We start from the raw sequence: 25154 nt of genomic DNA on the forward strand, positions 1-25154 counted from the left end.
CAGTGATCTGCCCGTGACTACGACTGCAAATTCGTCAAATGCGCCGTCTACTGCGCCAACGATTTCACCCGCCACTACCTCGCGCCTGTTCGCGCTGATTCCGTGCGCCGGCAACGGCAGCCGCTCTGGCGCACCCATGCCGAAGCAATATCAGACCGTCGCGGGCCGCCCGATGCTTGGTTACACGTTATCCGCCTTCGACGCGTGTTCCGAATTCTCGCAGACCCTCGTCGTACTCGCTCCCGACGATCATCACTTCGATGCGCGCCGCTTTGCCGGCCTGCGCTTCGCGGTGCAGCGCTGTGGCGGGGCTTCACGACAGGCATCGGTGTATAACGGTCTCGTCGCGCTGGCCGATTTCGGCGCACGCGACGACGACTGGGTGCTCGTCCACGACGCCGCGCGTCCCGGCATCACGCCGGAACTGATTCGCAAGCTCGTCGGCGCCCTGCGTCACGACGCCGTGGGCGGCATTCTCGCATTGCCGGTCGCGGATACGCTGAAACGGGTCGCACCGAGCATGCCCGATGCAGCGGATGACCACCCGCGCGTCGCCCGCACGGAATCGCGCGACGGGCTCTGGCAGGCGCAAACGCCGCAGATGTTCCGCCTCGGCATGTTGCGCGAAGCGATCGAACGTGCGCGTCACGACGGTCACGATCTCACGGACGAAGCGAGCGCAATCGAATGGTTCGGCCACTCGCCGCGATTAGTTCAGGGCAGCCTGCGCAACTTCAAGGTGACCTATCCGGAAGACTTCGCGCTCGCGGGCGCGATGCTCGCCACGAAGGCCTGACGGCTCCGACACACACTTTCTACAGCAAGGTTGCATCGATGGATTTCAGAATCGGACAGGGATACGACGTACATCAGCTCGTCGAGGGCCGCCCGCTCATCATCGGCGGCGTGACGATTCCCTACGAACGCGGCCTGCTCGGCCATTCGGACGCGGACGTGCTGCTGCACGCCATCACCGACGCGCTCTTCGGCGCGGCATCGCTCGGCGATATCGGCCGGCACTTTCCGGATACCGCAACGGAATTCGCCGGCGCCGACAGCCGCGTGCTGCTGCGCGAAGCGTTCAAGCGCGTGTCGGAAGCGGGTTTCGCCATCGCCAATATCGACAGCACGATCATCGCGCAGGCGCCGAAGCTCGCGCCGCACATCGAGGCGATGCGCGCGAATATCGCGGAAGACTTGGACTTGGCCGTCGATCGTGTCAACGTGAAAGCGAAGACCAACGAAAAGCTCGGCTATCTCGGCCGCAAGGAAGGTATCGAGGCGCAGGCCGCGGTGCTGTTGCGGCGCACGTCGATCGATAGTTGAAATCGAACGCCACGCGCGCGTGGCGTCAAGGGCTTACTTCGCCTCGGCCTCGATGGCGAGCGCCACCGCGTTGATCACGGCCGCGATGCGCCCGACATCGCGCAACTGGGTCGTCGACATGCCTTCGGTGACGAGATTCTGGTAGTGCGACTTCACGCAGAAGTGACACTTGCCGATGATCGACGCCGCGAGCGCGTACATCTCGAAGCGCCGCTTGTCGACGCCGCCGTGCGATGCATACGCGTTCATGCGCAGTCCAGCCGGCTGCGTCTTGAGATCGGCGTTGTCGGCCATCTCCAGGTACGGATACCAGACGTTGTTCATGCCCATCAGCGCGGACGCCGTGAGCGAGGCATTGACTTCTTCCGGCGCCATGACACCCGACTCGCGGATGATATTCACGATCTTCGTCGCCTTCGCGGCATACGCGGCGGCGAGCGCGACGCCGACCGCGTCGTTGCCTTCCAGCGACGAACGGGCGATCGTCCCGTCGACATTCAGGCGAATGTCTTTCGCGTAGTCCGGCACCAGCTCCTTGATCGATGACAGGAATTCCATGCGTTCTCCTTATTCGATGGCGTCAATAAAGCCCGCCGGCTTCCAAGCGGGCGCTCGAAAGAGGGCGGGCTACGGGCGTTGCCTCAGGCGCTTAAAGGCTCGTGCGATCAGAGCGTCGAGCCGCCGACCGCGCGATTGCACGGGCAGAGTTCGTCCGTTTGCAGGCCGTCGAGAATACGCAGCACTTCTTCCGGATTGCGTCCGACGTTCAGGTTATTGACCGAGACGTGCTGAATGACGTTGTCGGGATCGACGATGAACGTCGCGCGCAGCGCCACGCCGGCTTCCTTGTCGCGCACGCCGAGCTGGTCGATGAGTTCGCCCTTCACGTCGCCGAACGAGTAGTGGTTCAGCTTGTTCAGGTCCTTGTGCTCCCGACGCCATGCGAGCTTGACAAACTCGTTGTCGACGCTGCCGCCGAGCAAAATGGCGTCGCGGTCTTCGAAGTCCTTCGCCAGCTTGCCGAACTCGACGATTTCAGTCGGGCAGACGAACGTGAAGTCCTTCGGGTAGAAGTAGATGATTTTCCACTTGCCCGGAAACGACTGCTCGGTGATTTCTTCGAATGCCGACTGGCCGTTTTCTTCGTGGTGATTGAAACCCGGCTTGGCAGCGGTGACGGTGAATGCTTCGACTTTATCGCCAACGGTCTTCATGCAGTGACTCCTGTGTTCGTTGAAAGGACAAACGCAAAATGAGGCTACTGAATCTTCGTAACGCGGACATGAAAACAATCGTCATGTCATCGCGCTGCACAAATCCATATTAAGCGTATCACTAAATCGAAGCAATAGTATTTGACTATAACTTCAAATAGTTTTTGACGAATTTCCGGGAAACACGGGAGTGTCAGACGCCATCGAAACGCGCGCCCTTCATCACCGGGAAATCGATGGTGACTTCGAAGCCCGCAAGCGGCGTGCGATTGCGCAGGCGCAACGTGCCGCGCTGACGCGAGACGAGCCGCTGCACGATCGCCATGCCGAGACCCGTGCCGTTCGCTTGCGTGCGCGCGGCGTCGACACGATAGAAGGGCCGTGTGATGAGCGCGACCTGATCGTCGGGGATGCCGCGGCCTTCGTCCATCACCGAGAGTTCGACCTTGCCGTGCGTGACGCGCGTAAGCACGGTGATCCGCGCGATGTCGTCCTGCTCGCTTCGCCCGTACTTGCGCGCGTTTTCGAGCAGATTGCCGACCACGCGGCGCGCATCCGTCGGGTCGCCTTCGATCACCGCGCCGGGCGCGAGGTCGGTGCGCATCACGACGCCTTCGTCGGCCTGGAAGCGCGCGACGAGTTCGCTCGCGATCATCGAGAGATCGACGGCCTCGGGCATGCGCTGCATCGGCCGCGCGTAGTCGAGGAAGCGCCCGATGATCATGTCCATCTGTTCGATGTCGTCGATCATCGCGAGCTTGGTGGCTTCGTCCGAAGGGCTCATTTCGGTTTCGAGCCGCAAACGCGCGAGCGGCGTGCGCAGATCGTGCGAAATGCCCGCGAGCATCAACGCGCGGTCCGCTTCGAGCTGTTCGAGGTCTTGCACCATCTGGTTGAAGCTTCGATTGGTTTCCGCGGCGACGCCCATGCCGCGCTCCGGCAAGGGCTCGGGCGATTGTCCCGAACCGACCTTGCGCGCGGCGAGCGCCAGTCGCGCGAACGGCCGGTTCACGAGACTCGTGATAAACGCCGCGCCGAAGAGCGACAGCGCGAGCGCGAAAACGCCCCAGCCGGCCCATTGCAGACCGGTGACGGTATCCAGTTGATCGCGGTCGAGCGCGACCCAATAGTCGTCGTCGTCGATCTTGAAGCTGATCCACACGCCGGGAATCTCGTTCACGGATTGCGCGATGATCGTGTCGTTGCCAAGGCGTCCGCGCACGTCGCGCTCGATCAGACGGTTGAGCGATTCATCCGGCTGCAGGCGATATTTGTCGGTGGTCTCGCGCGGATACACGCGCACGCCTTCGTTGCTCTCCAGGTCCTGCAGGAGCGCGCGACGAAGATCGGGATCGGAATAGAGCAGGGCCGTGCGCGTGAGCTTGACCACGGCGACGAGCTGAAGCGCCACGCGCTGCGCGCGCGGCTCCCGCTCGATCACTCGAAAGCTCTGGAACCATGCCGTGAGACTGACCGCGATGAGCAGCGCGATCAGCGCGAAGGTTCGCCAGAACAGGCCGCCGAACGCAAGCGCCAGTAGCCGCCTGTCGATGCGCATGGGTCTATCGGGTTCGGCTCGATGGAGGAAAAAAAGCGTGGCGGACTCGCGTCAAAGCATGAGGCATCAGGCCGCGCCGTCGGGAATGAACACGTAGCCCAGGCCCCACACCGTTTGGATGAAACGCGGGCTGCTCGGGTCCGGCTCGATCAGCTTGCGCAGGCGGGAAATCTGTACGTCGAGACTGCGGTCGAACACTTCGTATTCACGGCCGCGCGCGAGTTCCATCAGCTTTTCGCGCGAGAGCGGCTGACGCGGATGCCGTGCAAACACCTTCAGCACCGAGAATTCGCCCGTGGTCAGCGGAATTTCCTGGCCGTTCTTGGTAAGCGTGCGCGTGGCGAGATTCAGCGCGAATTCACCGAACTCGAATACCTCGGTGGTTTCGGACGGCGCGCCCGGCAACTCCGACGGCGTCTGGCGGCGCAGCACCGCGTGAATGCGCGCGACGAGCTCGCGCGGATTGAACGGCTTCGGCAAGTAGTCGTCCGCGCCCATTTCCAGACCGACGATGCGGTCCACGTCCTCGCCCTTGGCCGTCAACATGATGATCGGCGTGCGGTCGTTGCTGCCGCGCAGGCGGCGGCAGATGGAAAGACCGTCTTCGCCGGGCAGCATGAGGTCGAGCACGAGCAGATCGAAGCGCTCGCGCACCCAGAGTTTGTTCATCGACGGCGCGTTTTCCGCGACATACACGTTGAAGCCTTGCTCGCCCAGATAACGGCGCAGCAAATCGCGCAGGCGCGGGTCGTCGTCGACGACGAGAATTTTGGATGGGTTCTTGGTTTCCATGGCGGCATCTTAGCGCGTTTGTTCAATCGTCGAGTTTGTAACAAAAGCGAGTGTAACAGTCCGTTACAAAATTTACGGCGACTGTGGCACGCCCAAAAGGTTCTATGCGTACACTCCCTTACCTAAGCCCGCCATTCGGTAGATACTCCATTAGACCAGCGCGTCATTTGGCCGGACCAAGCCTTTTGAGACGTGCGCTAAAGAATGAGGCTGTCCGGTTGTCGAGCAACGAAGGGAAAAACATGTTGGGAGCGCGGCAACGCGGACCCGTGCGCGTCGAGCGCATCTTCAAGCTAACGCTTCTCGCCAGCGCGCTCTGCGCCATCCTGAGCACGCACCATGTTTTCGCCCAGACGCCGGGCTTCGCGCGTCCCTCAACCGCTTTCGACACCACGTCCGACACCCGGCCGAATCGCTTCGACGGCCGTATGATTCGCGCGCAGCAGCGCTCGTCCAAGAACGGCAATTTTCCCGACCGCGACACCAAAGCCGCCACGATGCAGCCTGTTCAGCAGGTCGATCAGGCACCGCCCGCGCGTCCTCCGCGCCATACCGTCATGACCGCCGATGAGCGGCGCCTCTTGCGTCAACATATCGAAGAGGCCGTGCGCGATCTCTACAAGCGTTGAGCGCGAGCCGCGATGAACCGACGCCGCTTCATGCAGATTGCCGGCGCGCTTGCAGGTGGCGCGAGCGCGGACGGATTCGCCACGGCGCGTGCGCGACGTTCGATCAAGACGTTCGTGCTCGTCGAACTCAGCGGCGGCAATGACGGCCTCAACACGGTCATCCCGCTTAACGATGATCGCTATCGCGCGCTCAGGCCGACGCTTGCGATCCCGCGCGAGCATGTCTTGCATCTGAATGAGCAAACCGGGCTGCATCCTTCCTTGCTCGCGTTGATGCCGGCTTGGGAAGCGCGCGAATTCGCCATCGTCCAGGGCGTGGGGTATGCGAGCTCCAGCCGCTCGCATTTTCGCTCCCGCGAAATCTGGGATACGGCTTCGAGCGCCGCCGAATATCGCCGCGATGGCTGGCTTGCGCGTTCGGACGCAACGCGTGCGAGCGTCGTTGGCACGGCGGAGGCGGGGCCTTTCGCAAATGCCAGCCGCGCGGTCGAATGGATCGGGCAGGCACGCGCTTCGTTTGCCGCTTCATGCGATGCGGCGTCGCGTTTCATCGTCGGGCGCGCTGAACGTGACAAGGTCGCGCTCGTGCGTCTTACGCTGCCGGGGTTCGATACGCATGAGCATCAGGCGGCCAAGCACGCGCGTGTGTTGGCGCAGCTTGCGGACGGGCTCGCTTCGTTGCGACGCGCGTTGATCGCGTCGGGCGACTGGCGCGGCACGCTCGTGATGAGTCATTCGGATTTCGGGCGCTCCGCTCGTGAAAACGATGCGCGAGGCACCGATCATGGCGCGGCCGCACCGCAGTTTGTGTTGGGTGGAAGCGTAAGCGGCGGGCTGTATGGGGCAGCGCCGCGTTTGGATGACTTGGACGTCGATGGCGGCGTGAGCGTCGGCATCGACTTCAGGCGGGTTTATGCGACGGTTCTGAGCGCGTGCGCGGAGCTTGATTCGGTGGCGAGCCTGGGGCCGTCTTCGGACGCGCTGCCATTGATTCGTGCGTAGACGTTATTGCTTCGTTCTAGCGGTCTTCCGTTTCCGGCTCGCGCCATTGAAGAGCCGCCGCTCACGCGTTCGACCCGATCGCTAGCCGCATTGGGCCTGCTGCGCAAGCGCTGCGGTTTATTCGCGTGCATTGGCCGTTTGCAGACACGAATGGCGGAAGCGGTATTCACGAGCGCCTTCGAATCGCGGTGAGGGCGTCAGCCCGTTGCGCCCCGCGTCCAATCGACGCGCCGAAGAATCAACAGCAATGAAAGGCGCTGTCCACGCACCTATCGCGTCCGCCAGGTAATCCAGAGCTTCCGAATTGGCGTTAGCGCTATCCGCTGATGCAGCACCTGAAAACCCTCGCGCTCGATCTCGTCGAGCAGCGCAAGCGACAGCGCCGCCTGCGAGCGCAAAACACGTTGCGATGAACGCTCGGCCGGCGGTATTGCGGCAAGCGCATCTTCAAGCGCACGTCGGGCGCGTTCGGTCTGGAAGCGCATCAGTTCCGTGAAGCTATCGCTGTATTTGCGATTGATGATGTCCGCCGCCGTCACGCCGAAGCGCTGCAGTTCGTCGATAGGAACGTAGATGCGTCCATGTCGCGCGTCGTCGCCGATCTCCTGCACGCGCTCGGCCAGCAAGAGCGCCGAGCCGAGCGGCGGCGCCCACGACGCGGCCTGCGCCGGATCGCGCGCGGTCGCACGCGCGACCGCCGTTCCGAACGCGCCGCCAGTCTGCTCCAGATAGCGACGCAGTCCTGGCCAGTCCAGATAGCGCGCCTGATCGAGATCCATGCCGAAGCCATCGATCAGCGCGCGGCCCGCATCTTCTAGCACGGGTTGCGCCGCGGACGGTGCGTGCGCCAGCAAGGCTTTCGTCACGGGATGCGTGGGTTCACCGGCATCGAGCTTGCCTAGTTCGTTTTGCCACCACGCGTGCTTGGTCCGCCCGATGGTCGGGTCGCTCGTTTCCTTCACGGTCTCTTCGAGTTCGCGCCGCAACGCATAGAGCGCGCTTAAAAGCGGCTGACGCGCCGTGGGCGCGCGACGGAGCGCGTAGTAAGTGCCCGAGCCTTCGGGCGCGGCTTTTTTCTGGCAATAATCGTCGAAATTCACGAACTGAGCTTGTGGGGTAGGCCAAGTGGGGCGGGGCGTCCGGCTTTGATTGTTCTGACGCATGAACGTGACGCGACGTCTATTTTATCCGCCCGCGAAAGGCTCCGCTGCCAGGCGCGGCGAACGTCTTCCCGATGCACGGTGATCGACGCGGATGTGCGCCGACCCACCGACGCCGTTTTCGCGCCGCGCAACACTGGGCGCTCGTGAACGAACCGTGCGCGCACCGGAGGCTGCCATGGCCCTCAGCAAGACCGAGAACAAGCAGTTTGGAGACAGATGCCTGCCGTTTCTCCTGAGAAGCGTGGCAAGCGATTTCGGCTTCGATTTTCGAGTGTGTCCGCGTCAGATGCACGTCTCGCCGACCATGGGACTGCACATCACGGCCAACCGCGCCAGCGATGCAAAGCTGTCTTATCCGCTGAACGTTTTCGTGTTCCTGCCGCCATCTAGCGTGCGGCAGTTTCTGTCGCATATCGACAGGCCGATTGCGGCAGCGCAAGCAAGCGAAAGGATGCCTGACGAGATCAGGAAGCTGATGGGGCAATCGGGTATCGATTTCGCCGGACGCTCGCAGGCCAAAGGCGAAGTGGTCATGGTGGAGTTGGGCGGCGTGTCTGTCTGACGATGCACGCTGCGGCTTCTTGCACTCGATCGCGCGTCGCAATTTGACGAGCCGCGCCGGAGGAGACGCTTTGAACCGTGAACGGATGCGTGAGCCGTGAATCGTTCGCTGTCGGGTGGCTCACAACAGACGCGACTATCCTCGAACGTGGCAACAATCGACGTCGAGGATTCCTGAAGATTCAATGCCTTCCCTGAGCCGAAATCACGCTCCCAGAAAGCTGTCACGGATTTTCCCAGACATCACCAGACGAATGCGTTAGAATCTCGGGCTCGACACACTGGACCGGTGTCGAACACGGCGAAACAGCGCCGGGCGCTTTGCGGCGCCACGCAACCAAGGTTGCGCGGCAAAACGAAACCCCGCTCGAAGTCGTGCTGCGAGGATGGCGAAATTGGTAGACGCACCAGGTTTAGGTCCTGACGCCAGCAATGGTGTGCGGGTTCGAGTCCCGCTCCTCGCACCAAACAAACCCCTTTGTTTCTGAAAGGGGTTTTTTGTTGGCGCTTGCCATTCCGCAAGCACCGACCCTTCACTTCGCTCCAAACCTCAACCGCGTCAACTGCTCCGCTTCGTTCGCCAGCAAGCGCGCGGCGTCGCGAATCGCGACATCGAGCGTGATCGGGCCGGGCGCGGGCGAAAAGCATCCGCTGAAAAACTCCGACAGACGCGGCAGCGCCGCCGAATCCACCGCGCCCGACAAAAGCGTCGCCGGCACGCCTGCGTCCCGCGCGTGCTTGCAGGCGATGAACGGCGCCTTGCCGTGCAGCGTCTGCACGTCCGACCGGCCTTCGCCGGTGATCAGCCAGTCAGCGCCCTCGAGTGCCGCATCCAGTCCGATCTCGCGCGCAACCACTTCGGCGCCGGTTTCGAAGCGCGCGCCCAGCATATGCAGCGCGAAACCCAGACCACCCGCCGCGCCCGCGCCCGGCTCGTCGCGCTTGACGATTCCCATCGCCGGTTCGAGTTGATCCGCGAAATGCGCGAGGGCGGCATCAATGGTCGCCACTTGCTCCGGCGTCACCCCCTTCTGCGGACCGAAGATCGCGGTCGCGCCGTGCTCGCCGGTGAGCGGATTATCGACGTCCGACATGCCGATGAACTCCGCTTCCTTCACGCGCGGATCGAGCCCCGACGCATCGATACGCGCGATCTTCGCCAACGCCGACGGCACCGGCTCGAGTTCGCGCCCGTTCGCATCGAAAAGCTTCAAGCCGAGCCCGACGAGCAGACCCGCGCCGCCGTCGTTCGTGCTGCTGCCGCCCAGCGCAACGTAGAACGTGCGCGCGCCCGAATCGAGCAGGGCGCGAATCGCCTCGCCCATGCCAAGCGTGCTGCGCTCCGTGACGGGCGTCGCCATGCCGTCCGGGTCCGTGATGCCGACTACTTCGGCCGTCTCGATGATCGCGCCGCCATCCGCCAGCAATCCGGTCGCCGCGTCGCGCCGGGCCGAAGCCGCGCCGCGCACGTTGAGCAGACGTCGTTCGCCGCCTGCGGAGAGCATGGCGTCGAGCGTGCCTTCGCCGCCATCGGCCATTGGATGAATGCGTATTTCGGCATCCGGACGCGCGCGCAAAATGCCCTCTGCAATGGCGTTGGCAACGCCCTCGGCGGAAAGCGAACCCTTGAACGAATCGGGCGCGATGACGACGACAGGGGCAGACGTGGCAGACGTGACGTTAGGCATGGTGTCTCGAATATTTTCTGTGTGAGTGGACGTTGAAAAGCCGAAGCGAAGCCCGATGTATGCGCATTGCATCGCGCGTCGCCATGCGTATGGCGCATGCGCTTCATGCGTTGAGGTAATCGAGCGCGCAACGCAATGCGCGCTCCTTTCGCTTCTCGTGAATCACGCGCCGGCAAGCTTATCAGCGCTCCGCCCGCAGCAAAATAGCGAAGGTGCGATAACCGCCATCGCAGTGTCGCGCCGATGGACTCAAAATGTGTATTTCGAGTGGAATTGCGCTGAAAAACCGTGCAAATCGCTCGAAACGGGCCAAGCGGGTTTCGTGGTCAGAGGCCGCGCGATTTGTTTGCTAGAATACTTGGCTCTGCCGGCTGACTCGGCGTTGGCGAACATCTGGCGGTCGCGAGATGCGCTCCCTTGTCTCGACATGGCGGCGCGTTTTCGAAGCCCGACATCGCACCCGGCGCGGCTCATGCAGAACTCATCCGGACCCGCGCAACCAGAACCGCGGAAGAACCGAACACCGAACACCCGAATACTCTAGGACGATTGAAGCCATGGCTAACGTAGTTGAAAACCTCGGCAAGCTCGAACGCCGCGTCACCATCTCGCTGCCGAAAGACACCGTGCAGAAGGAAGTGGACTCGCGCATCCGCCAGTTGGCCAAGACCGTGCGCATGCCGGGCTTCCGCCCGGGCAAGGTGCCGCTCAAGATGGTCACGCAGCAATACGGCGGTCAGGTCGAAGCCGAAGTGCTGAGCGACAAGGTCGGCAAGGAATTCTTCGACGTCACGCGCACCGAAAACCTGCGCGTCGCGGGCCAGCCGAGCTTTGCGCCGAAGGTCGAAGCCGCTGCGGAAGACTACGCATTCGACGCGACCTTCGAGGTCTATCCCGAAGTGAAGCTCGGCGACGTCGCCACCGCTGAAATCGAACGCACCGTCACGACCATTTCCGAAGCCGAAGTCGACCGTACGCTCGACATCCTTCGCAAGCAGCGCGTGCACTTCCACGCGCGCGGCGAAGGCGGCGAGCATGGCGACGGCGGCGCGGACACGGCGGCCAAGGAAGGCGACCGCGTCACGCTGGACTTCATCGGCAAGCTCGACGGCGTGCCGTTCGAAGGTGGCAGCGCGGAAGACTTCGCGTTCGTCTTGGGCGAAGGCCGCATGTTGCCGGAATTCGAACAAGCAGCGACCGGCCTGAAGGTCGGCGAAACGCGCGAGTTCGACCTTACGTTCCCCGAGGACTATCACGGCAAGGACGTCGCCGGCAAGACCGCGCAGTTCGCCGTCACCGTGAAAAAGATCGAGTGGCCGCATCTGCCGGAAATCGACGCGGCATTCGCGAAGTCGCTCGGTATCGAAGACGGCGATCTCACGAAAATGCGCGGCGAGATCAAGGACAACCTCGAGCGCGAAGCAAAGCGCCGCACGCAGCAGATCGTGAAGAATCAGGTCATGGACGCGTTGCTCAAGATTTCCGAACTCGACGTGCCGAAGGCGCTGATCGAACAGGACCAGGAACGTCTCGTCGAAATGGCGCGCCAGGATCTGCAACAACGTGGCGTGCCGAACGCTGCCGACGCACCGATCCCCGCCGAAATGTTCGCTGAACAAGCCGAGCGTCGCGTGAAGCTGGGCCTCGTGCTCGCAGAACTGGTGAAGGCCAACGAACTGCAGGCCAAGCCCGAGCAGATCCGCGCGGAAGTGGACGAATTCGCCAAGAGCTACGAAGACCCGAAGGAAGTCGTCCGCTGGTATTATTCGAATCAGCAGCGCCTTTCCGAAATGGAAGCGTACGTCGTTGAAAGCAACGTCGTCGATTTCGTTCTCGGCAAGGCCAAGGTGACCGACAAGGAAGTCAGCTTCGAGGAACTGGCCAGCGCAACGGCGCAAGCCTGACGCGTAGAGCCCGGGGGCGTGCGGGTCGTCGGACTGACGGCCCTCACGCCTTTTTTGCATTAAAGTTTGTGCGTACGCATGCCGTTCTACCGGATGCTCCTTCGTCGATCAGTATCCCTATTCCGAACAAGGAAATTGCATGACCTTTCGCGCTGAATTGCTCGACACACTGGCGTCCCACGCATCGCGGGACTTCGAAGCCCAGGCGCTCGGCCTCGTTCCGATGGTCGTGGAAACCAGCGGCCGCGGCGAGCGTGCCTATGACATCTATTCGCGCCTCCTGAAAGAGCGCGTGGTGTTTCTCGTCGGCGAAGTCAATGATCAGTCGGCGAATCTTGTCGTCGCGCAGTTGCTGTTTCTCGAGAGCGAAAATCCGGACAAGGACATCAGCCTCTACATCAATAGCCCGGGCGGTTCGGTTTCAGCCGGCATGGCAATCTACGATACGATGCAATTCGTCAAACCCGACGTCACCACGCTTTGCATGGGGCTCGCCGCAAGCATGGGCGCGTTCCTGCTGGCGTCGGGCGCAAAGGGCAAACGCGTCGCGTTGCCGAATGCGCGCGTGATGATTCACCAGCCGCTGGGCGGCGCGCGTGGTCAGGCGTCGGACATCGAAATTCAAGCGCGGGAAATCCTGTACTTGAAGGAGCGTCTGAACCAATTGCTGTCGCATCACACGGGTCAGCCGGTCGAGCGCATTGCACGCGACACCGACCGCGACAACTTCATGTCGGGCGATGACGCGCAAGCGTACGGCATCGTTGACCAGGTTTTGCATAAGCGTCCTTAAGGCGTCCGGAACGACGCCGCGCCGGCTTCCACGAAACACGAAGCCGGCTGTTGCGAGTGGCGCATGCGGCGTCACGCGAAACGCGCCAAAACGCGCTTCGGACGGGCCACACAGGCGAAACTGCGTGGCCGGATCGAAGGGCGTATCATGTAACAAGAGTGTCCGGAGGCTCACACATTTATGGCGGACAAAAAAGGTTCCAGCAGCGAAAAGCTGCTGTATTGCTCGTTTTGCGGCAAGAGCCAGCATGAGGTGAAGAAGCTCATCGCTGGGCCGTCCGTGTTCATCTGCGATGAATGCATCGACTTGTGCAACGAGATCATTCGCGACGAAGCGGCCGGCGCGGCAGAAGAGGCGGGGCTGACCAAGTCCGACCTGCCGAGCCCGCAGGAAATCAGCGACATCCTTAATCAGTACGTCATCGGCCAGGAACGCGCGAAGAAAATTCTCGCCGTGGCCGTGTACAACCACTACAAGCGTCTCAAGCACCTCGACAAGAAAGACGAGATCGAGCTGTCGAAGAGCAACATCTTGCTGATCGGGCCGACCGGCTCCGGCAAGACGCTGCTCGCGCAGACGCTTGCACGCATGCTGAACGTGCCGTTCGTCATTGCCGACGCCACCACGCTGACCGAAGCCGGTTATGTCGGTGAAGACGTCGAGAACATCATCCAGAAGCTGCTGCAGAACTGCAATTACGAAGTCGACAAGGCGCAGCGCGGAATTGTTTATATCGACGAAATCGACAAGATCAGCCGCAAGTCGGATAACCCGTCCATCACGCGCGACGTGTCGGGCGAGGGCGTCCAGCAGGCGCTGCTGAAACTTGTCGAAGGCACGATGGCTTCGGTGCCGCCGCAAGGCGGGCGCAAGCATCCGAACCAGGACTTCATTCAGGTCGACACGACCAACATCCTGTTCGTTTGCGGCGGCGCGTTCGACGGGCTCGAGAAAGTCATTACCGATCGTACGGAAAAAACCGGCATTGGCTTTGGCGCGAGCGTGAAAAGCAAGCAGGATCGCGATGCCGGCGAAGTACTGCGGGATGTGGAACCGGAAGATCTGATCAAGTTCGGTCTTATTCCCGAACTGATCGGCCGTTTGCCGGTTGTGGCCACGCTCGGCAAGCTCGACGAAGCCGCGCTCGTGAAGATTCTGATCGAGCCGAAAAATGCGCTGGTGAAGCAATATCACAAGCTCTTTGCCATGGAACGCGTGGAACTGGAGATTCGTCCGGCGGCACTGCAGGCCATCGCGCAAAAAGCCATTCGTCGCAAGACGGGTGCGCGCGGGTTGCGTTCGATCTTGGAACAAGCGTTGCTCGATGTCATGTACGAGCTGCCGACCATGAAGGGCGTTTCGAAGGTGATCGTCGACGACAACACGATCGACGGCGACGGCAAGCCGTTGCTCATCTATGAAGACGCACCGAAAGTAGCAGGGTCGAACTGAAGCAGGCTGTGTCCCGGCGAAAGGCCGTTCATGGCAACGTGAACGGCCTTTGTTTATTTTTTCGGTTTATTGTGGACGTTACTGACCAGGTCGTCGACTAACGACTTTTCCCTTCCGATAAAGGCTTGCAATAGCTCTTAACGGCCTTACTTACGAACGAACCGATTCCATTAATGGGGAAATGAAATGTCAGGAACCCAACTCCTCCCGCAGGAACGCATCACGTTACCGCTGCTCCCGCTGCGCGACGTAGTCGTTTTCCCGCATATGGTGATTCCGCTCTTCGTCGGGCGGCCCAAGTCGATCAAGGCGCTCGAAGCCGCGATGGAAGGTGGCAAGCACATCATGCTCGTCGCCCAGAAAACGGCGGCGAAGGACGAGCCGACCGAAAAGGACATGTACGAAGTAGGGTGTGTCGCCAACATCCTGCAAATGCTCAAGCTTCCGGACGGTACCGTGAAGGTGCTCGTCGAAGGCTTGCAGCGCGCAAAGACGCTGTCCATCGAAGAACAGGAAACGCAGTTTTCCTGCGATGTGATGCCGCTCGAACCCGACCACGCCGACAGCGCCGAGACTGAAGCGCTGCGTCGCGCGATCGTGTCGCAGTTCGATCAGTACGTGAAGCTCAACAAGAAGATTCCGCCCGAGATCCTGACGTCGCTGTCGGGCATCGACGAAGCGGGTCGTCTCGCGGACACCATCGCCGCGCATTTGCCGCTCAAGCTCGATCAAAAGCAGCACATCCTCGAGATGTTCCCTGTGATCGAACGCCTCGAGCATTTGCTCGCGCAACTCGAAGCTGAAATCGACATCCTCCAGGTCGAGAAGCGTATCCGTGGCCGCGTGAAGCGCCAGATGGAGAAGAGCCAGCGCGAGTATTACCTGAACGAACAGGTCAAGGCCATCCAGAAGGAATTGGGCGAAGGCGAAGAGGGTGCGGATCTCGAAGAACTCGAGAAGCGCATCACGGCCGCGCGCATGCCGAAGGAAGCCAAGAAGAAGGCGGACGCCGAGCTCAAGAAGCTCAAGCTCATGTCGCCGATGTCGGCGGAAGCCACTGTCGTGCGCAATTACATCGACACGCTTATTGGTCTGCCGTGGCGCAAGAAGAGCAAGGTCAACAACGACCTGACCAATGCCGAGCGCGTGCTCGACGAAGACCACTTCGGTCTGGAAAAGGTCAAGGAACGCATTCTCGAATATCTCGCGGTTCAACAGCGCGTGGAGAAAGTGAAGGCGCCGATTTTGTGCCTCGTCGGGCCTCCGGGCGTCGGCAAGACGTCGCTTGGGCAGTCCATCGCTCGCGCGACCAATCGCAAATTCGTGCGCATGGCGCTTGGCGGCGTGCATGACGAGTCCGAGATTCGCGGGCACCGTCGCACGTATATCGGTTCCATGCCCGGCAAGATTCTGCAAAGCCTGACCAAGGTCGGCGTGCGCAATCCGCTCTTCTTGCTCGACGAAGTCGACAAGATGGGGATGGATTTCCGCGGCGATCCTGCATCGGCGTTGCTCGAAGTGCTGGACCCGGAACAGAACCATACGTTCGCGGACCATTACATCGAAGTGGACTTCGACCTGTCGGACGTGATGTTCGTCGCGACGTCGAACTCGCTCAATATCCCGCCGCCGCTGCTCGACCGGATGGAAGTCATCCGCCTTTCGGGTTACACGGAAGACGAAAAGGTCAGCATTGCGCAGCGTTATCTGTTGCCGAAGCAAAAGCGCAATAACGGCCTGAAGGATGGCGAGATCGAAGTGGCGGAACAAGCCATCCGCGACATCATTCGCTACTACACGCGTGAAGCGGGCGTGCGTTCGCTCGAACGTGAAGTGTCGAAGATCTGCCGTAAGGTCGTGAAGATGCTGTTGCTGAAGAAGGCCGAAGGCGCGGTGAAGGTCGATGGCACGAACATCGACACCTTCCTCGGCGTGCGCAAGTACGACTTCGGTCTGGCCGCGAAGGAAAACCAGATCGGTCAGGTGACGGGTCTTGCGTGGACGGAAGTCGGCGGCGATTTGCTGACGATCGAAGCGGCGGTCATGCCCGGCAAGGGTGGCGTGATCCGCACGGGTTCGCTCGGCGACGTGATGAAGGAATCTGTCGAAGCGGCGCGCTCGGTGGTGCGTTCGCGTTCGCGTCGTCTCGGTGTGTCGGACGAGGCCTTCGAGAAGAAGGACATCCACATTCACGTGCCCGAAGGTGCGACGCCGAAGGACGGTCCGTCCGCCGGTATCGCCATGACGACGGCGCTGGTCTCGGTGCTGACCGGTATTCCGGTTCGCGCGGATGTCGCGATGACGGGCGAAATCACGCTGCGCGGCGAAGTGCTGCCTATCGGCGGGTTGAAGGAGAAGCTGCTGGCGGCGCATCGCGGCGGCATCAAGCTCGTGCTGATCCCTGAAGAAAACACCAAGGATCTGGCCGACATTCCGGACAACGTGAAGAACGCCATCGAGATCATTCCGGTTCGCTGGATCGATCGCGTGTTGGAACTGGCGCTCGAACGCGCGCCGGCACCGTTGCCGGAAGAAGAAGCCAAGCCGCCAGTGGCCGCTGAAGCGAAGAAAGATGGTCCGGCTGTCGGCGAGTTCGTGAAGCACTGAGCACGCTTCATTGACGCTGCCGCACTTACGGCCCAAGTCGTAAAAAAAGACCCCGCAGGTTCACGCTTGCGGGGTCTTTTTGTTTGCGTCGACGAATTCGAGCAGTGCTTCCAAAGCAGATGAAATCAGGCGCAACCCCCGTTGACACTCCCGTTTCGGCTGCGTTTAATGGCCGCGCATTGAATCGAAAAAATCGATGCTGCTCGTTTCGATGCGAAACGACATCGACCACATCGTGCCATTACAGATTCGGGGATCACAATGAACAAGACTGACCTGATCGACCATATCGCGGAGCAAGCCGATCTTTCCAAGGCGGCAGCGGGGCGTGCACTCGAAGCCGTGATCGGCGGCGTGAGCGCGACCTTGAAGAAGGGCGGAACGGTGACGCTCGTGGGGTTCGGAACCTTTGCCGTGGGCAAGCGCGTGGCGCGTACGGGACGCAATCCGCGCACGGGCGCGGCCATCAAGATCAAGGCGGCCAAGGTGCCGAAATTTCGGCCTGGCAAAGCGCTGAAGGATGCGCTAAACTAGCGGACTCGCTGGATACGGCAACTCTTACATGAGCTGCTAGTCAGCGCGGAGTAGCAAAAAGCAGCAACGCTTGAACCGCGGAACGGGTGCTTAGCTCAGTTGGTAGAGCGGCGCCCTTACAAGGCGTAGGTCGGGAGTTCGAGCCTCTCAGCACCCACCAGTTTCCGGTTCACAGCAGTTCGGGTTGAGCATCAAGCAAGGAGCGGTAGTTCAGTTGGTTAGAATACCGGCCTGTCACGCCGGGGGTCGCGGGTTCGAGTCCCGTCCGCTCCGCCAGGATCGACTGAAAGAGTCCCGCGAGTCACAAGCTTGCGGGACTTTCTCTTTTCCGCTTCTTGATTAAGATTCCGAAGCAATTTACAGCGTCGACGCGTCTCGTGCATCGCCAAATTTGCAGGCATTGCGATAATGCCGCCGAATCTTCCGCATGAACGGTTAAGCCTTTGAGTACGAAGGATTTTCCGCTTCCTGGAACATAGATGGACCACCAAACGCGGCTCCCACCGGAAGCCTTACACCCCGACTTGTCGCCTTTTCCCCTCGCGCTGTTGTAATATCGAGCGTTTTGTTCTAACCACGCAGCGCTACGCATGCTCGACTTCTTCCGTAATCACCAGCGCCTGATGATGGCCCTGCTGATCCTGATCATCGTGCCGGGTCTCGGCATTGTCGGGATTCAGGGCTTCAGCAACTTTTTCGACGAAAGCGCTTACGTCGCCAGCGTGAACGGTCACAAGATCACGCGCCCCGAATTCGATAACGCCTTCCGCCAGCAAGTGGATCGCGCGCGCTCCATGCTGGGCGCTCAGTTCGACGCCCGCATGTTCGACACGCCCGAAGCGCGCGCCGCCATGGTCGACAGTCTCGTGCAACAGCGCGCGCTGTCGGACGAGACGCAACGCCTGCATCTGACCGCATCCGACGACGCCGTGCGTCGCGCGCTGCTGTCCGATCCGATCGTCGCGTCGCTGCGCAAGCCCGATGGCTCCGTCGACATCGAGCGTTACAAGGAAATGCTCGCCATGCAGGGCATGACGCCCGCGCAGTACGACGAGCGCATGCGCTACACAATCGCAAATCAGCAGATCCCGGCAAGCATTCAGGAGTCTTCGTTCACCTCGAAGTCGCTCGCGCAGAGCCTGACCGAGCTGTCCGAGCAGCGTCGCGCGGTGCAGGGCATGTCGCTGCGCGCGGCGGATTACGCCGCGAAGGTTCAACCCACCGACGCGCAACTGCATTCGTACTACGACGCGCATCGCAATGACTTCGCGACGCCCGAGACCGCGACCATTCAGTACCTCGTGCTGTCGCCGTCCACGCTCGCGGCGGCATCGAAGCCGAGCGACGCCGATCTCAAGAAGTTCTACGACGACAACATCCAGCGCTACCGCACGGAAGGTCAGGTGCGCGCGAGTCACATCCTCGTGAACGCGCCGAAGGACGCCAGCGCGGCCGACAAGGCGAAGGCGAAGCAGAAGGCCGAACAACTGCTCGCGCAAGTGAAGGCGCATCCCGATCAGTTCGCGCAAGTAGCGGAGAAGAATTCGGAAGATCCGGGCTCGGCGTCGAAGGGCGGTGACCTCGGTTACTTTGCGCGCGGTCAGATCGCGGGCGGCAAGGCTTTCGACGACGCCGCGTTCAACCTGAAAAAGGGCGAAGTGAGCGATATCGTCGAGTCGGACTTCGGTTACCACATCATTCAGGCAACGGACGTCAAGCCGTCGGTTACGCAGTCGTTCGACGAAGTGAAGGAAGCGCTCGCCAAGGACTACGCCGCGCAACAGGGCAGCAAAGGCTTTGCAGAAGCAGCGCAAGGCTTCACCGACACCGTCTACGAACAGGCGAAGTCGCTGCAGCCCGCGGCCGACAAATACAAGCTCACGGTTCAGACCGCTACGGTCGGTCCGAAGCCCAACACGCAATTACCGCAGGACAATCCGCTCAACAATGCGAAGTTTCTGGCGGCCGTGTTCTCGCCGGACTCGGTGAAAGATCACAACAACACCCAAGCCGTCGATGCAGGCAACAACACGCTGATCGCCGCGCGCGTGACCGACTACAAGGCTTCGACCGTTCCCGCGTTCGACGCCGTGAAGGACGCGGTACGCACGAAGGTCGTCGCGCAAGACGCAGCTGCGATGGCGCTCAAGGAAGGCCAGACGAAGCTTGCCGATCTGCAGAAATCGAAGTCGACCGATGGCTTCACGTCACCGATCATCGTCTCGCGCAACGACGCGCAGGGCTTGCCGCCTGCCGCGTTGAGCGCGATCTTCAAGGCGGATGCCTCGAAGTTGCCCGCGTACGTCGGCGTCGATCTCGGCACGGACGGCTATGCGATCTATCGCGTCAACGGTATCGAGAAAGCCAACGCGGTGGCCGCGGATCGTCTCGCCGGCGCGCAGCAGCAGATCGCGCAGGTCTATGCTCAAGCCGAGATGGAAGCGTATATCGACTCGTTGAAGGCGCGCTCGAAGGTCAAGCTGAGTCAGGCGCCGGTGCCCGCGGCCAATCAATAAGAAGCAGTAAAACGTCAGTCGCACAAAAAAGCCCCGTGTCCGAAAGGACGCGGGGCTTTTTCAATGCTGCCCGATGTAACCAGCAACAGTGTCCTTACAGGCAAGCCTGAATGTCGCCCGTCGCCTGGCTGCCAGCGGCACCCGATGCGCGGAAACCCACCCACGAGCCCGGACCCGACCACTTCGGACGCACCACGGCGGCCGCGCCATTCGGCGGCTGCTGACCCGGCACATAGACATCGACGGCCTGATCGTTGGCAAGCGTATCTTGCGACACGACTTGCTGTTGCGTCTTGTCAGCCCATGCATGCGAGACGCATTCGGCGACCGCCTTGACCGGCTTGTCGCTCATGCCGACTTGCTGCACGCCTGCGGGCGGTTGAGCGGCGCATGCCGAAATCGCGATGGTCAATGCAACCAGAGGGAAGTATTTCACGTGACCTCCTTGTAGAGCGCTCTCTTGCGAGCGGGGTTATAAGAGTTACGCGAAAGTCTCAGATAACTGAATCTTGGCCGTGTTCCGCGTTTGTTGGAAAAGCTGTCGCGGCTGGCGTCTTCATTGTTACGACGCACTTGCGCCCAGCAAGGGTTTCAAGCTTGGCCAGACGTTTTCTAATAGCAATGGCTGGGCCTGCACCGTCGGATGAATCTGGTCCGACTGGAACATCGTCGGCTTGTTTTCGATCCCGGCAAGCAGGAAAGGGACGAGCGCCACGTTCTTGTCCTTGGCGATGCGTTCATAGATGGCGTGGAACTTTTGCGAATAGTCGGGGCCGTAATTGGGCGGAACGTACATGCCGATGAGTAAAACCTTCGCATGCGCCGCCTGCGATGCCTCGACTATTCCACGCAGATTCGTCTCGGTGGTGGCAAGCGGCACGCCGCGCAAGGCATCGTTCGCGCCGAGTTCCACGACTACCACCGCCGGCTTGATACGCGTGAGCACGGCGGTCAATCGCGCGCGTCCGCCGCTCGTGGTGTCGCCGCTGATGCTCGAATTGGCGACGCTATAATCGAGACGCTCTTTCGCAAGCCTTTGGCGCAGCAGATTGACCCAGCCGGTATCGCGAGGCAAGCCGTATTCGGCGGAAAGGCTGTCGCCGAGCACGACGATTGCAGGCTTGTTCGTCGCTGCGTCTTGTGCATGCAGCGCGGAACTTGTCGCAAGCATTGTCAAGGCGACGCAAGCACGCGCGCTCCAGTTCTTTTTCAGGGTGTCCATGCAAAACAATATCGAGCCGGTCATCGAAGTTCGGGGTTTAAGCAAGCGGGTGAAGGACGCAACGGGCGAGCTCACGATACTCGATCAGATCGATCTGTCCATCGCGAAGGGCAGCAGCGTGGCGATCGTCGGGGCATCGGGCTCGGGCAAGTCGACACTGCTCGGCCTGCTCGCGGGTTTGGACAGCGCGAGTGCGGGCTCGGTTCGTTTATTGGGCAAGGAGCTTTCCACGCTCGATGAAGACCAGCGCGCCGCGCTCAGAAGCGGCGCGGTCGGTTTCGTGTTCCAGTCGTTCCAGTTGATGCCGCATCTCACCGCGCTCGAGAACGTCATGCTGCCGCTCGAACTGCGCGCGGAGTTGCCGCACGATCAGATTGCCGCACGCGCGCGCTCGCTGCTCGATCAGGTCGGTCTCGCGCAACGCACGGCGCATTATCCCAAGCTGCTGTCCGGTGGCGAACAGCAACGCGTGGCGTTGGCGCGCGCCTTCGTCACGCATCCCGCGGTGCTGTTCGCCGATGAACCCACCGGCAGCCTCGACGCCGCCACGGGCTATGCCATCATCGATCTCATGTTCGCGATGAACGAACGCAACGGCGCGACGCTCGTGCTCGTCACGCACGACGTCGAACTCGCCGAACGTTGCGATGCTACCGTGACGATCGAAGCAGGGCGGCTCGTCAATGGCCTGAGCGTATAAAAAAGCCCGCATCGGCCGATGCGGGCCGATGCGGGCTTTAACGACGCAACCAGCCGTCAATACTTCAAGGCCTTGCGTGCGCGCTCGATCAACGCGGAGGTTGAGGCATCGTGCTTCTTCGGATCGGCGCTCGCGGCGGTGATATCCGCCTCGACCACCTTGCCGAGAATCTTGCCGAGTTCCACGCCCCACTGATCGAACGAGTTCACGTCCCACACCGCGCCCTGCACGAGCACCTTGTGTTCGTACAGCGCGATAAGCGCGCCGAGCGCCTCGGGCGTGAGCGCATCGAGAATGATGGTCGTGGTCGGCCGATTCCCCGGAAAGCTCAAATGCGTGGCAAGTTCTTCCTTGCCCGGGCCCGCGACCTTCTTCGCCTCTTCGAGCGTGCGGCCGAGCATCAGCGCTTCGCTTTGCGCGAAGCAGTTGGCGAGCAGCTTCGCATGGTGATCGACGAGCGGATGCTCAGGCGTGAGCACGGCGATGAAATCGATCGGGATGATGGTCGGCCCTTGATGCAGCATCTGGAAAAACGCGTGCTGGCCGTTCGTGCCGGGCTCGCCCCAGATCACGGCAGCGGTCGGGTAATCGACCATGCCGCCTGCCAGCGTCGCCGACTTGCCGTTGCTTTCCATCTCCAGTTGCTGAAGATACGAAGGCAGATAGTGCAGCGCCTGCGAATAAGGCGCGATCAGATCGCTCTGCGAGCCGAAGAAGTTGCGATACCAGATGCCGATCATGCCCATCAGCACGGGCAGATTCTTGTCGAGCGGCGCTTCGCGGAAGTGTTGATCCATCGCGTACGCGCCTTCCAGCAGCGCGTCGAAATTCTCCGGTCCGACCGAGATCACGATGGACAGGCCCACCGCCGACCACAGCGAATAGCGCCCGCCGACCCAGTCCCACATCTCGAAGACGTTTTCTTTCGCGATGCCGAACTTGACCACTTCCGCCGGGTTCGCCGAGACGCCGACGAAGTGCTTCGAAAGCTCGCTTTCCGGGCAGCCCTGCTTCAAGAACCAATCGCGCATGGAGTGCGCGTTGGTCATGGTTTCGAGCGTCGTGAAGGTCTTGGAGACGATGATCGCGAGCGTCTCTTCGGCATCGACTTGCTGGAGCACGTTCCAGAGATCGGCGCCATCGACATTTGAGACGAAATGCGTGTCGAGTTCTTTCGATGCCAGATGATGCAGCGCGTGCACGACCATCTTCGGCCCGAGGTCCGAGCCGCCGATACCGATGTTCACCACATGGCGGATACGCTTGCCGGTATAGCCGGTCCACGAGCCGTCGCGGACCTTGTCGGCGAACGCGGCCATTTTCGCGCGCTCGGCGCGGACCTGTTCGGCGAAGGGCGCGTCGTCGGTTTGCGCGCGTAGCGCCGTATGCAGCACCGCGCGATGTTCCGTGATATTGACGATATCGCCCGCGAACATGGCGTCGCGGCGCTCGGTCACCTTCGCCTCTTCGGCGAGCTGAATGAGCAGCTTGAGCGTGGCGTCGGTGATGCGGTTCTTGGAGAAGTCGATGCTGATACCGCCGCCGTCGAACGTGAAGCGCTCGGCGCGCGTGGGCGCGGTGTCGTTTTGCGGCGCGAACCAGTCGCGCAGGCGCTCGCCGGAGATGGCATCGTAGTGCGATTGGAGCGCCGACCAGGCGGGTAGCGATTTGAGCGTCATAACGGTTCGATAGTCCTGAGTGACAAAGGAAACGTTCGTGCAAAGGCGGCTTGGCGGGAGGCGTCAGTCAGTTCGTGAACGCGACCAGCGGTGCCGCGGATGCTCGAATGTAAGAAGCAAGAGGCAGTATAGCGACGATGCATGAACGAATGCTTGCAAGGCGTCATCGCGGCGCCGTGCAAGCCTCGGACAAATCAGGCGCGCTGCTGCCGTTGATAGAAGCGCCGATTGATGAGACTGCGCACGGCAGGCGCAAGTTCGCCCGCCGTCAGTCCCGCAGGCCCGGTGCCTTCGCTCGCCAGATGCTCGGCAGCCTGGCCGTGGAAGTACACGCCTGCCAGCGCCGCCTCATACGCAGGCAACTTTTGGGCGAGCAATGCTCCGATCAATCCGCCGAGCACGTCGCCGGTGCCGCCGGTGGCGAGTCCTGCGTTTCCGGTCGGATTGATGGCGACGCGGCCATCCGGCGACGCGATGACCGTGCCCGAGCCTTTCAGCACGATGACCGCCGAGTAACGCGCTGCCAACCGACGCGCGGCCGCGATGCGGTCCGCCTGAACCGCCTTTGCATCGGTTTGCAAGAGCCGCGCGGCTTCTAGCGGATGCGGCGTGAGCACGCACGGATTGCCCTTGGCGCCGCGTCCCGCGACTTCTGCGGCGAGGGCGTCGTCCTTCGAGACGAGATTGAGCGCATCGGCGTCGAGCAGCTTGGCGGCGTCGAGCTTCAGGACATCGGCGAGCACTTTTCTCGCGCGGTCGCTCTTGCCCATGCCGCAGCCGATCGAAATTGCGTCCATCTTTTCGAGCGCGAAGTCGTCGACGTGATGCAGCATCAGTTCGGGATGCGGTGGATCGTAGGACGGCGCACCTTCGCCTAGAAACGCCACGTTGACCTTGCCCGCGCCGCCGTAGAGCGCCATGCGCGCGGCGAGGATGGGCGCGCCGCACATGCCGGTATCGCCGCCGATCACGGCAAGCGTGCCGAACGTGCCTTTGTTGGTCGCGTTGTCGCGCGGCGGCATGTGGGCCGCGAAAAGGGCCGGCACGTTGAGCACGATGGAAGGCGCGGCGGGCGGCTCGATGTCGAGCGTTGCGACATGCAGCGTGCCGCACAGATCGCGGCCTTCCGCCGTGAAGTGGCCCGGCTTCGCGCCGATGAACGTGATCGTCTCGTCCGCGCGCACGCTTGCGCCGCCCGCGACGGGTGCGCCGGTGTCGCTGTCGAGACCGCTCGGGACGTCGAGCGCGAGCACGCGGCCGTGGTCGCGGCTGTCGGCATCGCGCGCGCTTTGCGACAGACGTGTCGCGATGCCGGCGAACACGCCGTCCAGCACCCGTGTCAGGCCGATGCCGAACATGCCGTCGATCAGCCAGCCGAATTCATCGAACGATGCGGGGACTGCGGTGTCGATCGTCACGCCTGCGGCACGCGCCGCTTCGAGCGCCCAGCGTGCGTCGTCGGGCTTGACCTCGACCGGCATGCACACGCGCACCGTTACGCCCGCGCGGTGAAGCCGCTCGGCCATCACGAGCGCATCGCCGCCGTTGTTGCCGGGGCCGGCGACGATCCAGACGGGCTTCTTCGTATGAAAGTCGCGCGTATCGAGCAGAAGCTGTGCGGCGGCGGCGCCTGCGCGGGCCATCAGCGTGTGAGGCGGCAGCGCGGCAGCGGCGCGCGCTTCGAGCGAACGCAACTCCGTAAGCGTCAGGAGCGCGAGGGCATCGTCGCGGGGCGTGAAGTAGGGCGGTCGGGGATCGGTCATGTCGACGATGATAGGCGTGCAGCGAACATTGCGCCGATTCGCACCGTTCGT

Annotated in this window: 22 protein-coding genes and 3 tRNA genes; 15 read left to right on the forward strand and 10 right to left on the reverse strand. The window is 61.9% G+C overall.

Going from position 1 to position 25154, the window contains the following annotated elements:
- The first annotated feature begins 136 nt into the window (after positions 1-136).
- Positions 137-796, forward strand: a complete 660-nt coding sequence (gene ispD / locus NCT03_RS07345) for a 2-C-methyl-D-erythritol 4-phosphate cytidylyltransferase (protein WP_250492360.1) — start codon at positions 137-139, stop codon at positions 794-796.
- A gap of 38 nt (positions 797-834) precedes the next feature.
- Positions 835-1326 (forward strand): 2-C-methyl-D-erythritol 2,4-cyclodiphosphate synthase, encoded by a 492-nt coding sequence (gene ispF, locus NCT03_RS07350; RefSeq protein ID WP_244827936.1) that lies wholly within the window; start codon positions 835-837, stop codon positions 1324-1326.
- Between the two features lie 33 nt (positions 1327-1359).
- Here ispF and NCT03_RS07355 read toward each other — a convergent pair whose 3' ends face one another.
- From NCT03_RS07355 to ompR, 4 genes are all read right to left on the reverse strand, one after another.
- Positions 1360-1884 carry a carboxymuconolactone decarboxylase family protein gene (locus tag NCT03_RS07355; protein ID WP_250492361.1) on the reverse strand — a complete coding sequence of 175 codons (525 nt, stop codon included), beginning with the start codon at positions 1882-1884 and terminating at the stop codon, positions 1360-1362.
- Between the two features lie 107 nt (positions 1885-1991).
- Positions 1992-2540: a peroxiredoxin gene (locus NCT03_RS07360; protein WP_244827934.1), complete on the reverse strand. Its 549-nt coding sequence runs from the start codon at positions 2538-2540 to the stop codon at positions 1992-1994.
- 193 nt (positions 2541-2733) lie between these two features.
- Positions 2734-4098 (reverse strand): ATP-binding protein, encoded by a 1365-nt coding sequence (locus NCT03_RS07365; RefSeq protein ID WP_244827933.1) that lies wholly within the window; start codon positions 4096-4098, stop codon positions 2734-2736.
- A gap of 66 nt (positions 4099-4164) precedes the next feature.
- Positions 4165-4890, reverse strand: a complete 726-nt coding sequence (ompR, locus tag NCT03_RS07370; protein ID WP_008349770.1) for an osmolarity response regulator transcription factor OmpR — start codon at positions 4888-4890, stop codon at positions 4165-4167.
- Positions 4891-5159: 269 nt separating this feature from the next.
- Between ompR and NCT03_RS07375 the strand changes: the two genes are divergently transcribed.
- The gene (locus NCT03_RS07375) at positions 5160-5519 is read left to right on the forward strand and encodes a hypothetical protein (RefSeq protein WP_250492362.1); all 360 of its coding nucleotides are present in this window, start codon (positions 5160-5162) and stop codon (positions 5517-5519) included.
- Between the two features lie 12 nt (positions 5520-5531).
- The gene (locus tag NCT03_RS07380) at positions 5532-6521 is read left to right on the forward strand and encodes a DUF1501 domain-containing protein (protein WP_250492363.1); all 990 of its coding nucleotides are present in this window, start codon (positions 5532-5534) and stop codon (positions 6519-6521) included.
- Positions 6522-6790: 269 nt separating this feature from the next.
- Here NCT03_RS07380 and NCT03_RS07385 read toward each other — a convergent pair whose 3' ends face one another.
- Positions 6791-7621: a squalene/phytoene synthase family protein gene (locus NCT03_RS07385; RefSeq protein WP_250492364.1), complete on the reverse strand. Its 831-nt coding sequence runs from the start codon at positions 7619-7621 to the stop codon at positions 6791-6793.
- A gap of 238 nt (positions 7622-7859) precedes the next feature.
- Between NCT03_RS07385 and NCT03_RS07390 the strand changes: the two genes are divergently transcribed.
- On the forward strand, positions 7860-8246 hold the full coding sequence (locus NCT03_RS07390; RefSeq protein ID WP_250464820.1) for a hypothetical protein: 387 nt from the start codon (positions 7860-7862) through the stop codon (positions 8244-8246).
- Between the two features lie 379 nt (positions 8247-8625).
- Positions 8626-8712, forward strand: a tRNA-Leu gene (locus tag NCT03_RS07395).
- Between the two features lie 66 nt (positions 8713-8778).
- On the opposite strand, the gene NCT03_RS07400 is transcribed toward NCT03_RS07395, so the two are convergent.
- Positions 8779-9933 carry a glycerate kinase gene (locus NCT03_RS07400; protein WP_244827928.1) on the reverse strand — a complete coding sequence of 385 codons (1155 nt, stop codon included), beginning with the start codon at positions 9931-9933 and terminating at the stop codon, positions 8779-8781.
- 557 nt (positions 9934-10490) lie between these two features.
- On the opposite strand from NCT03_RS07400, the gene tig reads away from it, so the two are divergent.
- The 8 genes from tig (at position 10491) to NCT03_RS07440 (ending at position 19739) form a co-directional block, all read left to right on the forward strand.
- A complete protein-coding gene (gene tig, locus NCT03_RS07405) occupies positions 10491-11837 on the forward strand; it encodes a trigger factor (protein ID WP_250492365.1) in 1347 nt (448 codons plus the stop codon).
- A 139-nt stretch (positions 11838-11976) separates the two neighbouring features.
- Entirely contained in the window at positions 11977-12630 is a 654-nt protein-coding gene (clpP, locus tag NCT03_RS07410) for an ATP-dependent Clp endopeptidase proteolytic subunit ClpP (protein WP_244827926.1), read from the forward strand.
- A gap of 180 nt (positions 12631-12810) precedes the next feature.
- Positions 12811-14082, forward strand: a complete 1272-nt coding sequence (gene clpX / locus NCT03_RS07415; protein ID WP_244827925.1) for an ATP-dependent Clp protease ATP-binding subunit ClpX — start codon at positions 12811-12813, stop codon at positions 14080-14082.
- Between the two features lie 186 nt (positions 14083-14268).
- Positions 14269-16689, forward strand: a complete 2421-nt coding sequence (gene lon, locus NCT03_RS07420) for an endopeptidase La (protein WP_244827924.1) — start codon at positions 14269-14271, stop codon at positions 16687-16689.
- Between the two features lie 240 nt (positions 16690-16929).
- Positions 16930-17223: an HU family DNA-binding protein gene (locus tag NCT03_RS07425; protein ID WP_502800360.1), complete on the forward strand. Its 294-nt coding sequence runs from the start codon at positions 16930-16932 to the stop codon at positions 17221-17223.
- Between the two features lie 84 nt (positions 17224-17307).
- Positions 17308-17383, forward strand: a tRNA-Val gene (locus NCT03_RS07430).
- Between the two features lie 39 nt (positions 17384-17422).
- Positions 17423-17499, forward strand: a tRNA-Asp gene (locus tag NCT03_RS07435).
- 314 nt (positions 17500-17813) lie between these two features.
- The gene (locus NCT03_RS07440; RefSeq protein ID WP_244827922.1) at positions 17814-19739 is read left to right on the forward strand and encodes a SurA N-terminal domain-containing protein; all 1926 of its coding nucleotides are present in this window, start codon (positions 17814-17816) and stop codon (positions 19737-19739) included.
- A gap of 94 nt (positions 19740-19833) precedes the next feature.
- Here the strand turns inward: NCT03_RS07440 and NCT03_RS07445 are convergent, their stop codons facing one another.
- Together NCT03_RS07445 and NCT03_RS07450 are read right to left on the reverse strand one after the other, a co-directional pair.
- Positions 19834-20175 carry a hypothetical protein gene (locus NCT03_RS07445; protein ID WP_244827921.1) on the reverse strand — a complete coding sequence of 114 codons (342 nt, stop codon included), beginning with the start codon at positions 20173-20175 and terminating at the stop codon, positions 19834-19836.
- A 126-nt stretch (positions 20176-20301) separates the two neighbouring features.
- Positions 20302-20961, reverse strand: a complete 660-nt coding sequence (locus NCT03_RS07450; protein WP_250492366.1) for an arylesterase — start codon at positions 20959-20961, stop codon at positions 20302-20304.
- Here NCT03_RS07450 and NCT03_RS07455 point away from each other — a divergent pair.
- The gene (locus NCT03_RS07455) at positions 20960-21661 is read left to right on the forward strand and encodes an ABC transporter ATP-binding protein (protein WP_244827920.1); all 702 of its coding nucleotides are present in this window, start codon (positions 20960-20962) and stop codon (positions 21659-21661) included. The genes NCT03_RS07450 and NCT03_RS07455 overlap by 2 nt on opposite strands.
- A 56-nt stretch (positions 21662-21717) precedes the next feature.
- Here NCT03_RS07455 and pgi read toward each other — a convergent pair whose 3' ends face one another.
- Positions 21718-23340 (reverse strand): glucose-6-phosphate isomerase, encoded by a 1623-nt coding sequence (gene pgi / locus NCT03_RS07460; protein ID WP_250492367.1) that lies wholly within the window; start codon positions 23338-23340, stop codon positions 21718-21720.
- Positions 23341-23534: 194 nt separating this feature from the next.
- Positions 23535-25103, reverse strand: coding sequence for an NAD(P)H-hydrate dehydratase (locus NCT03_RS07465; RefSeq protein ID WP_250492368.1), 1569 nt, complete (start codon positions 25101-25103; stop codon positions 23535-23537).
- Positions 25104-25154 lie beyond the last annotated feature (51 nt).

The sequence above is a fragment of the Caballeronia sp. GAWG1-1 genome (genome assembly GCF_023631465.1).
Taxonomy (GTDB): Bacteria; Pseudomonadota; Gammaproteobacteria; order Burkholderiales; family Burkholderiaceae; genus Caballeronia.

Coding starts and splice junctions, on each gene's coding strand:
- clpP (WP_244827926.1), top strand. CDS start 11,977: ATGACCTTTCGCGCTGAATTGCTCGACACACTGGCGTCCCACGCATCG.
- NCT03_RS07390 (WP_250464820.1), top strand. CDS start 7,860: ATGGCCCTCAGCAAGACCGAGAACAAGCAGTTTGGAGACAGATGCCTG.
- ispF (WP_244827936.1), top strand. CDS start 835: ATGGATTTCAGAATCGGACAGGGATACGACGTACATCAGCTCGTCGAG.
- ompR (WP_008349770.1), bottom strand. CDS start 4,890: ATGGAAACCAAGAACCCATCCAAAATTCTCGTCGTCGACGACGACCCG.
- NCT03_RS07400 (WP_244827928.1), bottom strand. CDS start 9,933: ATGCCTAACGTCACGTCTGCCACGTCTGCCCCTGTCGTCGTCATCGCG.
- tig (WP_250492365.1), top strand. CDS start 10,491: ATGGCTAACGTAGTTGAAAACCTCGGCAAGCTCGAACGCCGCGTCACC.
- clpX (WP_244827925.1), top strand. CDS start 12,811: ATGGCGGACAAAAAAGGTTCCAGCAGCGAAAAGCTGCTGTATTGCTCG.
- ispD (WP_250492360.1), top strand. CDS start 137: ATGCCGAAGCAATATCAGACCGTCGCGGGCCGCCCGATGCTTGGTTAC.
- NCT03_RS07440 (WP_244827922.1), top strand. CDS start 17,814: ATGCTCGACTTCTTCCGTAATCACCAGCGCCTGATGATGGCCCTGCTG.
- NCT03_RS07355 (WP_250492361.1), bottom strand. CDS start 1,884: ATGGAATTCCTGTCATCGATCAAGGAGCTGGTGCCGGACTACGCGAAA.
- NCT03_RS07465 (WP_250492368.1), bottom strand. CDS start 25,103: ATGACCGATCCCCGACCGCCCTACTTCACGCCCCGCGACGATGCCCTC.
- NCT03_RS07380 (WP_250492363.1), top strand. CDS start 5,532: ATGAACCGACGCCGCTTCATGCAGATTGCCGGCGCGCTTGCAGGTGGC.
- NCT03_RS07360 (WP_244827934.1), bottom strand. CDS start 2,540: ATGAAGACCGTTGGCGATAAAGTCGAAGCATTCACCGTCACCGCTGCC.
- NCT03_RS07450 (WP_250492366.1), bottom strand. CDS start 20,961: ATGGACACCCTGAAAAAGAACTGGAGCGCGCGTGCTTGCGTCGCCTTG.
- lon (WP_244827924.1), top strand. CDS start 14,269: ATGTCAGGAACCCAACTCCTCCCGCAGGAACGCATCACGTTACCGCTG.
- pgi (WP_250492367.1), bottom strand. CDS start 23,340: ATGACGCTCAAATCGCTACCCGCCTGGTCGGCGCTCCAATCGCACTAC.
- NCT03_RS07455 (WP_244827920.1), top strand. CDS start 20,960: ATGCAAAACAATATCGAGCCGGTCATCGAAGTTCGGGGTTTAAGCAAG.
- NCT03_RS07365 (WP_244827933.1), bottom strand. CDS start 4,098: ATGCGCATCGACAGGCGGCTACTGGCGCTTGCGTTCGGCGGCCTGTTC.